General features: G+C 66.9%; 2 protein-coding genes. One reads left to right on the forward strand and one right to left on the reverse strand.

All coding sequences use genetic code 11. The annotated features are described in order from the left end of the window. Positions 1-99: 99 nt before the first annotated feature. Positions 100-1059, forward strand: coding sequence for a DUF2950 domain-containing protein (locus tag HUK84_RS16145; protein ID WP_176641197.1), 960 nt, complete (start codon positions 100-102; stop codon positions 1057-1059). Positions 1060-1086: 27 nt separating this feature from the next. Here HUK84_RS16145 and HUK84_RS16150 read toward each other — a convergent pair. Further along, on the reverse strand, positions 1087-2017 hold a 931-nt coding region (locus HUK84_RS16150), incomplete at its 5' end, for a GGDEF domain-containing protein (protein WP_176641198.1).

A 2017-nucleotide genomic window follows, 5' to 3' on the forward strand; every position in this document is an offset into this window, starting at 1 on the left:
GTCCGGCGCCGCGCGTGGTGGGGGCATGCGCGGTGGCGGCGGTGGGGGCATGCGTGGCGGGGGCATGCGCGGTGGCGGCGGACGGAGAGGAGGACGTTGATGATGGGCACATCGTTGCGGCGACGGCTTGCCATCATTCCGCTTGTGCTGCCGCTTTTCGCGGCGGCTCCGGCGGCGACGGGCGAATATTTCGCCACGCCGGAAGCCGCGATCATGGCGTTGGTCCTCGGCGCGCGCGCGGACGATCGCGACGAACTCAGGACGGTGTTCGGCGAGGCGGGGCTGCGTGCCATAAGTTCGGGCGACCCGGCGGCCGATCGGGCCGGCGAGAACAGATTCGTCGCGGCCTACGACGCCGGCCACACGATCGCCATCCATGACGGGACAGCGATATTATCGATCGGCGCGGATCAGTGGCCTTTCCCGATTCCCCTGACCCGTTCGCAGCACGGCTGGTCCTTCGACGTCCCGGCAGGGCTTGATGAAATTCTGGATCGTCGTATCGGCGCGAACGAGCTGTATACGCAGCAGGTCATGCTGGCCTACGTGGACGCGCAGTACGAGTATGCCCAAGGACTGCATGATGGCCGCAAGGTGCATGTCTACGCTCAACGGCTTTTAAGCAGTCCAGGCAAGCAGGACGGGCTTTACTGGCCCACGGAGGAAGGACAGCCGCCCAGCCCGCTGGGACCGCTGGTCGCCGAGGCGTACGCGGGCGGCTATCACCCGGGCGGGACCGGCAAGCCCCAGCCATATCATGGCTATTTCTTTCGCGTGCTGACGGCGCAGGGGCCCCATGCGCGTGGCGGCGCCTATGATTATATCGCCGATGGATTGATGCTGGGCGGTTTCGGGCTGGTCGCGTGGCCGGTACGCTGGGGAAATTCCGGCGTGATGACATTCATCGTCAACCAGGATGGCGAAATCTATGCGAAGGATCTTGGGCCGGATACACCGGCCCTGGGCAGCGCCATGACCCGCTTCGATCCGGATCCGACGTGGCAGAAGATCGGTGCGCCCGCGCCGATCGCCGGCCAGGCCAGTGATGAGGGCGGGTGAGGATTGGCGAAGAGTCCGGGCCTTTTCCTATTGCAGCATGATCATGGACGGCGGCGGAACGGCATTGGCAGCGGGCGGCATGCCAAAGAGCGTGTAGCCGTTGCGGCCGGATGCCTTGGTCATGTAGAGCGCGATGTCGGCCTTGCGCATGAGATCGTCGGCGCCGGCGCTGCCGGGGTCGATCATGGCGGCGCCGATGCTGGCGGTGACCGACCGCGTGATTCCGGCGAAGCGGTAGGGCGCGCGCAGCGCGTCGGAGATGGAGGCGCAGAGATGGTCGCGTTCGGCCGGGGAGAAGGCCCCGGGGACGATCGCCGCGAATTCGTCGCCGCCGAAGCGGCCGACGCTGCCGTGCAGGCCCCCGACCAGTTCGCGCATCCTGGCGCCGAACGCCTTGAGGAATTCGTCGCCGGCCTGGTGTCCCAGGCCGTCATTGATGCTTTTGAAATCATCGATGTCGATGAACAGCACGATGCCGGAATCATGCCGGGCGATCAGCGTGCCGAGCACCGTTTCGAACATCTGGCGATTCATCGTGGCGGTCAGCGCGTCATGGGTCGCGGCATATTCGAGATTGGCCTTGAGCAGCAGCAGCCGGCTTGTGTAGCGGCGCTTCTCGCCCACCGCGTTGTTGATCGGCAGCACCACCAGCAGCAGCGAGAACAGATAGGGCTGCAGCATGTCCTCGCGCATCAGGTGGCCGTCCGGCGACAGGCGGGCGATCGGCCCCAGGCCGTGCGCGGTCAGCGCCGAGGCGAGGATGGAGACGAAGAAGATCGCGGTGAAGACCCAGGCGGCCCGGGCATGGAAGGCCAGCATCGCCAATGCCGGGTAGATGAACAGGAAGAGCGGCGAGCGGGCCCAGGCGAAGCTGAGGACCGCCAGCGCGGCGCAGAGCAGGAGCAGGGTCAGGGCGCCGGTGTCGACATGCGGGCGGGCGGCCGGCCGGCGCGGGGAG

The sequence above is a fragment of the Nguyenibacter vanlangensis genome, from assembly GCF_013376155.1.
In the GTDB taxonomy this organism is placed as follows: Bacteria; Pseudomonadota; Alphaproteobacteria; order Acetobacterales; family Acetobacteraceae; genus Gluconacetobacter; species Gluconacetobacter vanlangensis.

Excerpts from the sequence above, each read along its gene's own strand:
- HUK84_RS16145 (WP_176641197.1), top strand. The coding sequence starts at position 100 with ATGATGGGCACATCGTTGCGGCGACGGCTTGCCATCATTCCGCTTGTG.